The 7,685-nt window shown below is 43.0% G+C and carries 6 protein-coding genes and 2 tRNA genes; 3 read left to right on the forward strand and 5 right to left on the reverse strand.

The window, feature by feature from the left end:
- Window positions 1-124: 124 nt before the first annotated feature.
- Together DW862_RS25245 and DW862_RS25250 are read right to left on the reverse strand one after the other, a co-directional pair.
- Window positions 125-197, reverse strand: a tRNA-Pro gene (locus tag DW862_RS25245).
- Between the two features lie 13 nt (window positions 198-210).
- A tRNA-Phe gene (locus DW862_RS25250) sits at window positions 211-283 on the reverse strand.
- 199 nt (window positions 284-482) lie between these two features.
- Here DW862_RS25250 and DW862_RS25255 point away from each other — a divergent pair.
- Complete coding sequence (locus DW862_RS25255) at window positions 483-1,745, forward strand: HAMP domain-containing sensor histidine kinase (protein WP_120071119.1); 1,263 nt, start codon at window positions 483-485, stop codon at window positions 1,743-1,745.
- 157 nt (window positions 1,746-1,902) lie between these two features.
- Here DW862_RS25255 and gadC read toward each other — a convergent pair whose 3' ends face one another.
- The gene (gene gadC / locus DW862_RS25260) at window positions 1,903-3,594 is read right to left on the reverse strand and encodes a putative glutamine/gamma-aminobutyrate antiporter GadC (RefSeq protein ID WP_004316559.1); all 1,692 of its coding nucleotides are present in this window, start codon (window positions 3,592-3,594) and stop codon (window positions 1,903-1,905) included.
- A gap of 216 nt (window positions 3,595-3,810) precedes the next feature.
- On the opposite strand from gadC, the gene DW862_RS25265 reads away from it, so the two are divergent.
- The gene (locus tag DW862_RS25265) at window positions 3,811-4,590 is read left to right on the forward strand and encodes a potassium channel family protein (RefSeq protein ID WP_004316558.1); all 780 of its coding nucleotides are present in this window, start codon (window positions 3,811-3,813) and stop codon (window positions 4,588-4,590) included.
- 433 nt (window positions 4,591-5,023) lie between these two features.
- Here the strand turns inward: DW862_RS25265 and glsA are convergent, their stop codons facing one another.
- The gene (glsA, locus tag DW862_RS25270; RefSeq protein WP_008026136.1) at window positions 5,024-5,989 is read right to left on the reverse strand and encodes a glutaminase A; all 966 of its coding nucleotides are present in this window, start codon (window positions 5,987-5,989) and stop codon (window positions 5,024-5,026) included.
- A 9-nt stretch (window positions 5,990-5,998) separates the two neighbouring features.
- The gene (locus tag DW862_RS25275; RefSeq protein ID WP_008644927.1) at window positions 5,999-7,441 is read right to left on the reverse strand and encodes a glutamate decarboxylase; all 1,443 of its coding nucleotides are present in this window, start codon (window positions 7,439-7,441) and stop codon (window positions 5,999-6,001) included.
- Between the two features lie 30 nt (window positions 7,442-7,471).
- Here DW862_RS25275 and DW862_RS26805 point away from each other — a divergent pair, with 30 nt between their 5' ends.
- A complete protein-coding gene (locus tag DW862_RS26805; RefSeq protein ID WP_044132299.1) occupies window positions 7,472-7,654 on the forward strand; it encodes a hypothetical protein in 183 nt (60 codons plus the stop codon).
- Window positions 7,655-7,685 lie beyond the last annotated feature (31 nt).

Consider the following 7,685-nt stretch of genomic DNA (forward strand, 5'->3'; position numbering starts at 1 on the left):
ATGATGCAAAAATAAGAATTTTAACGCAATCCCCCAAGTTTTCAGACTGAGCCGATTTCGTCCCGGCGACTAAATAAAATTAAAGGGTAACTTACTGTAATCCAGAAAGTTACCCTTTATCTTGTCGGAATGAGGCGACTCGAACGCCCGACCCCTACGTCCCGAACGTAGTGCGCTACCAACTGCGCTACATTCCGATTGCCTAAGAAGTGGTGCCACCAGGAATCGAACCGGGGACACAAGGATTTTCAGTCCTTTGCTCTACCAACTGAGCTATGGCACCTTTCTCGTTTGCGGGTGCAAAGATAAGTATATTTTTTAATACCGCAATAACTTCGCGGGAAAATTTCGCCAAATTCTGACCGATGAAAATATTAATGTATTTGTGTTAGAATAAATATGTAGATAACTCACTATTTATGCAGCATATTTTATAAATTTACGCACTGAAACTATCAAAACATTATAAACACTCTAATCCTATGTCATCACTGGCAATTATCATTATAATAGTTCTATCAGCTACCCTCATTTATGTGTGGGCAAAGTGCCAGTCACTTCAAAAAGAGGTACATTCGAAAGAAAATAAAGAGAATGAACTTAAGAAGTTGGCTTTGGTTTTGCAGAACATCAATGCCTACTTCTTATTGATTGACAAGGATTTTGTAGTCTGTGACACCAATTATTATTCTTTGAACCGTCTGCCTGTTCAGGTAGGTGGAGTTACAAAAAGAGTGGGGGATTTGTTGCATTGTAGAAACGCGATTGCAGCTGGTGAATGTGGTCAGCACGAACAGTGTAGACTATGTTGTATTCGTGCGTCTATCGGTAGGGCTTTTTATAAGAAAGCAAGTTTTAAGAATCTGGAAGCCTCGATGAAGTTGTTGAGTGAGGATGAAATGACAGTGACTCCTTGCGATGTATCAGTATCGGGTACTTATTTGAATATTCATGGCAAAGATTATATGGTGTTGACTGTTTATGATGTGACAGAACTGAAAAATGCGCAAAGGTTACTGGCCATTGAAAAAGAACATTCCATCTCTGCCGAGAAATTGAAATCTGCCTTCATTGCTAATATGAGTCACGAAGTTCGTACGCCGCTCAATGCTATTGTCGGGTTTTCCGGTTTGATGGTATCGGCTTCCGGCGAAGAGGAAAGAAAAATGTATGCTGATATTATCGCAGAGAATAATGAACGATTGTTGCGCCTGGTGAATGATATTTTCGATCTTTCTCAAATAGAATCCGGGACGGTAGATTTTGTATATAAGGAGTTTGATGCCAATGATTTGTTGAGAGAATTGGATGGAATATTTAAGGCGAAATTGAATAACTCGCCGGTGGAATTGATTTGTGAGGCGCATGTACAACCTATTATGATGTATTCGGAACGAGAACGCATCATTCAGGTATTGTCTAACCTCTTACATAATGCGATGAAATTTACTGCGTCGGGTGAAATCCGTTTCGGGTGCCGTTTGGAAGGAATGGAAGAAGTTTACTTTTTTGTGTCCGACACAGGCATTGGTATACCGGAAGAAGACCAGAAAAAGATATTCTCACGTTTCATAAAACTCGACCGTGAAATGCAGGGAACGGGACTTGGGCTGACTCTTTCGCAAACGATTATCCAAAATCTGGGTGGAAACCTCGAACTCGATTCGAAGGTCAACCGGGGATCTACTTTCAGCTTTGTGTTGCCGAGGGTGATTAAGCCGGAATTGATTAAGCCACAGCCATAAAGTAAATCGCCCTTACTACAGTTGTAAAGTGTATCTCAAAAGTGTTAAATCTGACTTTTGGAGATGCTTCACTTGACTGTAGTGAGGGTGATTTTATAAATTCAAGGCTTTTCGAATTGTCTTGAACTTCTTGATGAACAGGATGAATGTTTAGTCTTTACGACTTAGGTGCATCCTTATCTTTGTCTCCGGTTCCCGGAGATGCTTTGCTGGCAGAGGAACTTCCGAAGGAAGCTGAACCGGAGGATGCTGTGCCTGAAGTTGCTGCATTAGAAGCGGTTGCCCCGGGGGTAGCTGTGCTTGTCCCAGTTGTTCCTCCTGTGTGTGCAGAAGTTGCATTAGCAGGACGCGGAGCATTAACGCTACTTGCACTAACATTTGCAGTGGCAGGTTGAGCCTGAACTTCCCAATGGAACGGTTCGAAATTGGAATTAGGATCTACCCAAGACGGTTTCTTGGAAGCGTAGATAATAAACGGAGCAACGACAACGATAATTGCACCGATAATTAGTACGGAGAACCAAACGGTGTTGCTACCGGTAGAAATCTGGCTGGGCGGGATGAAGCTAAGAATGAAGGCAAGTAATGATCCGCAAAAGCCAAGACCGCCAACAAACCACATCAGGCCGTTGCCGGATTTACCGATACGGAACGGACGGTTGAGTTTCTTCATCTTATAACGCAATGCGATAGCTCCGGAGAACATCAACAGGTACATAATCAGATAAAGAATAACTGTCAGCTGTGACAGAATTTGATAGAAACTCTGTACGGAAGGCATAACAACAAACAACAAACTTAATACGGTTACAGCGATACCCTGTACGAACAAGATATTCTTCTGTACACCCAGCTTGTTTGTTTTCTGGAAGAACGGAGGCATATAACCGGCTTTACCTACGGCAAATATACCTTTGGACGGACCGGCAACCCATGTCAATACACCAGCCAATACACCGAAAGCAAGAGCGACCGCAATGATTGGTGACAACCAGGAAGCATGAATATATTTGAAATAGTTGTCGAAACCGACGAGCAGGCTTTGAGTCAGGTTGATGTCTTTAGCAGGGATAATCACACCTAATGCGAAAGTACCCAAAACGAAGATCAACACTGTGATAAGTGCACCGATAAATACGGCTTTCGGATAGTTTTTAGAAGGGTTATCTACGTCTTTTACGTGGATACCGCCCATTTCCATACCGGCATAAAACAAGAAGATACTGGCAGCAAGAACGACATTATCGAAGTTGGTAAAGTCGGGGAAGAAGCTGCTGTTGAAATCCATATTGGAATGTCCGCCCGTTGCCAGGTAAATGATTCCTAAGATAATCAACAATCCGGCTGGGATAATGGTACCGACCATACCACCGATTTTGGCTACTTTACCTACCCAGCTCATACCTTTCAGGGAGATGAAAGTGGCCAGCCAATAGATGATAAGTACGACGACGAGCGTATAATACTTATTGTTTGCCAGTGACATGTCATGTACGTCATTCATTCCGATGAAAGCGATAGATACGGCACCAAACGTTAATACTGTCGGATACCAGATCGTACTTTCGATCCATTGCACCCAGATGGCGAGGAATCCCAGCTTCTTGCCGTAGGCCTCGCCTACCCACCGGAACACACCACCCTGCTTATCCTGAAACATTGCTGCCAACTCGGCTGCAACGAGCGATGTAGGGATTAGAAAGACAATAGCTGCAAAAAGATAATAGAAGGCCGAACTCATTCCGTATACGGCCTCGGCCGGTAGTCCACGCAAGGATACTACTGCCGTAACATTCATGATAGCAAGGGTAAACACACCCAGCTTCACTGCATTTTTAATATTTGCCATAAGTTAAGGTTTTAAGTGAAAAATATTTTAAAGTCAGTGTTATAACAACATTTTGCGCGAGATGTTTCCGCAATCTCTTTCAAAGTTCGTTAATTAACATCGCCGGAACGGGATATTGCAACCCCCGATTTACCTGTTTCGGAACAATTACTTTTCTCGATTGTTTCTAAACAATCTAAATTATATGTGAACCATTTTATTATAAACTAAGTAGTTATGAAATCAGCGTTTTCAGATTTTATTTCCGGGAAAAAGGGGATTTATGGTATTCTTCACATTATTATATTAATAATGTCTCTTTTTCTGGTTATCAGTATCTCGGTGGATACTTTTAAGGGAATTCCGTTCTATACACAGTCTTCTTACATGAAGGTACAGCTATGTATCTGCCTTTGGTTTCTTTTCGATTTTGTGTTGGAGTTCTTTTTGGCAAAACATAAAGGACGCTATCTGCGGACACACTTTATCTTTTTATTGGTGGCTATCCCTTATCAGAATATCATCGCATATTATGGATGGACGTTTTCGGATGAGATTACCTACCTGCTTCGTTTCATTCCTTTATTAAGAGGAGGATATGCGCTTGCTATTGTGGTCGGCTGGCTGACTTACAACCGGGCTTCGAGCCTGTTTGTCTCTTATCTGACGATGTTGCTGGCAACAGTTTATTTCTCCAGTCTGGCATTTTTTGTGCTCGAGCATCGGGTAAATCCATTGGTGAATGATTATGGAGATGCCTTGTGGTGGGCTTTTATGGATGTCACTACCGTGGGGTCGAATATTATAGCGCAGACCGTGACCGGGCGCGTGCTTTCCGTTTTGCTGGCCGCCTTGGGTATGATGATGTTTCCTATCTTTACGGTTTATATTACAAATCTGATTCAACAATCCAACAAGCGTAGAAAGCAATATTACGAAGAGGAGGAACAACAGAAAAAGGCTTCCGCCCAAAAGGAATCGGCAGAAAAAGCTGTCGTACAGAAGGTTAATACATAATATGCTTGTGTGGCGGATAAAAACAGATAGAATGAGAGTAATTGTAATGTGTTGAAAATCAGCTTAGAAATACTTTTCTTAATAGTATTATTACTTTTCTTTATAAGCATGGAAGGAAAAGGGGAGGAAAAGTGGAATAACTTTCTATCTTTGTAGAAAAGAGACAGAGGCAAACAGCTGTTAGTTGCTGTCTCTAAATGAAGAAGTTCCACCTTATCCGGGTGAATAATAGTGACACTGATATACTCATTTTAATAACTGGAGTTGCATAGGGGTAAATTTAATTTGTTGTATTTGATAATTAATACCGTTTGTATTGAAAACACTGGTGGGGAGTCAAGCGGGAAATCAATGGGATAAGGAGGAATAGAAAAAGGTTACTATCGGGAGATAGTAACCTTTACCTACTTATAAAAGAGATCGAGAGAGAGTTTTAGTCAACAACGGTGATATGGTTGTTGCTAAACACATTTAATTCCAGCTTGTTCATGATGTATTGAATAGCTAACTGCGCTTTCACGGAGTTGCCCGATCCATCCAAAGGAGGAGCAAAGGCGGCAATACCGAACTGTCCGGGCAGTACCCCCATCACACCACCGCCTACACCTGTCTTGGCAGGAATACCGGAAGTGTACATCCAGTCGCCGGTATGTTCATAGAAACCTACTGCGGCAATCATGGCAGTGATTTTAGGAGCCAGCGTGGCATCAAAAACTTCTTTCTTAGTCACCGGATTTACACCACCGTTGGCGATTGTGCCGGCTGCAATGGAAAGCTGCAATGCAGTCACTCCTAATGAGCACTGACGGGTGTAGAGGTCTAATGACATATCCGGATCATCATAAATCCGATTATAATTTTTCAGCAACCATGCGATAGAACGGTTGTTGAAGTTGGTATCCGATTCGGACTTGTACAATTCATCAATCAACTGTGGGGCGCTGCCGCATAAATCGGTCACGTTTCCTACGATGGCATCCCATTTCTTGGCAGAGTCGCCAATGGGCTGCACCATGCTGCAGGCGGAGATGGCTCCGGCGTTTACCAGCGGAGTAGACGGATGGTCGTTCTCCAGCAAGATGGCGATAATTGAATTGAAAGGTAAGCCTGTTGCATCGGCTCCAATCTTGTCCAGGATTTCTTTGGCACCATATTGGCGCAGTGCCAGAATAGCCGTATGTACTTTGGATACGGATTCTATACCGAAGCGGTAGTCAGTATCTCCCACATGGATGGTCTGCCCGTTGAGCAGGCAGACACTGATTCCAAAGAGATCTTTGTTGACATTTGCCAGGTAGGGGATATAGTCGGCGTTCTTGCCGCCGGTATTAGTCTTTACCTGATCGTATGCCTCCTGTACCACTTCTTTCAATTGAGCGAGTGTTACTTTTTTATCCATAGATCTTTTTTATTTTTTTACGGTTTTACGACGACCACCATGGTTGAACATCTTAGCTTCTACCGGAAGATTCTTTTCTTGAGCCATACGGGTAGGGGTAGGATATTCCAGTTTTTCCAGTTCGGTGATGGCGTTGTTGATGTCGCCCAGTAGCATATCTGCCATATCGCGGCTGAATCCCTGACGGACAACGACACGCATCACTACATAATCTTCCAGTTTGGAAGGCAAGGTGTAAGCAGGAACCATCCAACCGTGTTGGGATAGTTTGTCTTGCAAATCGTACAAGGTCCATTTGGCGTTCTTTGCATATTCCGGTTTCAGATACCAGATGAATAATGGGTTCACAACATCATTAGAGTAGTTGACAAACGGAACCATCTTGGCTATTTCGCTGTGGATATATTTAGCAATTTGCAGGGAGTTGTACTGCACTTCTTTGTATCCCTGGAATCCTAAACGGATGAATTGATAATATTGCCCTAGGATTTGTGCAGCCGGACGAGAGAAGTTCAAACCTACCTGTGTAATGTTGGCACCCAGATAATTTACGCTGAATGACATTTCTTCGGGCAGATATTCTTTGCCTTTCCAGCAAACCCATCCGAGTCCCGGATATACCAAACCAAACTTATGGCCGGATACGCTGATAGAAAGTACCCATTTCAAACGGAAGTCCCATTTCTTTTCCGGATACAGGAACGGAAGGATGAAACCACCACTGGCGGCATCTACGTGGATAGGAATGTCATAACCGGTCTTGGCATTGTAAGCATCCAGTGCTTTGTCCAATGCTTCGACGTCATCATTCAGTCCAGTCCATGTAACACCCTGGATAGGCACGATACAGATGGTGTTTTCATCACACATTTTCAAAGCTTCTTCGGGGTCAAGAGTGGTTTTTTCGAGTGTCAAAGGCACTTCACGCATTTCAATCTGCCACAACTGTGCAAACTTTTCCCAAACAACCTGGAAACCTGTAGAAATAACAAAGTTTGGTTTGTCAAACGGTTTGCCCTGTGCTTGTCTTTTCTTACGCCAACGCAACCAAGCGGCTACACCACCCAACATACATGCTTCTGAAGAACCGATAGCCAAAGCACCGGTTTTCCAGGTATCTTTTTCAGGAGAGTTCCACAAGTTGGCAACGATGTTGATACATTTACCGTTCATCACTGCGATACGCGGATATTCTGTTTCATCAATGTAGTTGATGTTAATGGCCTCATTCATCAGCTTAGTGGCGTATTCATCCATATAAGTAGTCACGAAAGTAGCCAGATTCAAACGTGGTTGGGTTTGAGCAAATGTTTCATCTTTCACCATTTGATAGGCGACTTCAGGAGTAGTAGGTCCATCAGGTATTTTCTCTACCGGAGAGGGTTGTAACATTCTGTCTGAACCAAATACATCGGTTTTTGCATCACCTTTTCTGAAATTTAAATCTTCCATACTAATTTGTTTTTTTAAAGGTTTAGGGCGATGGGGATTTTCCCCGTCGAATTTCCCACAACAACAGCAGATAGTTTTGAAAGTTTCCGGGTTTTACATTATTTGGCGTTTATTAAGGAGGAGGATGCCCTTATTGAAACGGGCCTATTCACCACGGAGGACGCAGAGGACACAAAGGTGAATCTTGGTCATTTCCGTGCAGAAATGAGCTAAATGATAATTTTGCGGAGTGCCCTGAAAGGGC

It is taken from the genome of Bacteroides sp. AM37-9, from assembly GCF_003603455.1.
GTDB lineage: Bacteria > Bacteroidota > Bacteroidia > Bacteroidales > Bacteroidaceae > Bacteroides > Bacteroides xylanisolvens.

Bases quoted from the DNA above. Each gene is read 5' to 3' on its own strand.
- DW862_RS25255 (WP_120071119.1), top strand. From the start codon at position 483: ATGTCATCACTGGCAATTATCATTATAATAGTTCTATCAGCTACCCTC.
- gadC (WP_004316559.1), bottom strand. From the start codon at position 3,594: ATGGCAAATATTAAAAATGCAGTGAAGCTGGGTGTGTTTACCCTTGCT.
- DW862_RS25265 (WP_004316558.1), top strand. From the start codon at position 3,811: ATGAAATCAGCGTTTTCAGATTTTATTTCCGGGAAAAAGGGGATTTAT.
- glsA (WP_008026136.1), bottom strand. From the start codon at position 5,989: ATGGATAAAAAAGTAACACTCGCTCAATTGAAAGAAGTGGTACAGGAG.
- DW862_RS25275 (WP_008644927.1), bottom strand. From the start codon at position 7,441: ATGGAAGATTTAAATTTCAGAAAAGGTGATGCAAAAACCGATGTATTT.
- DW862_RS26805 (WP_044132299.1), top strand. From the start codon at position 7,472: ATGGGGATTTTCCCCGTCGAATTTCCCACAACAACAGCAGATAGTTTT.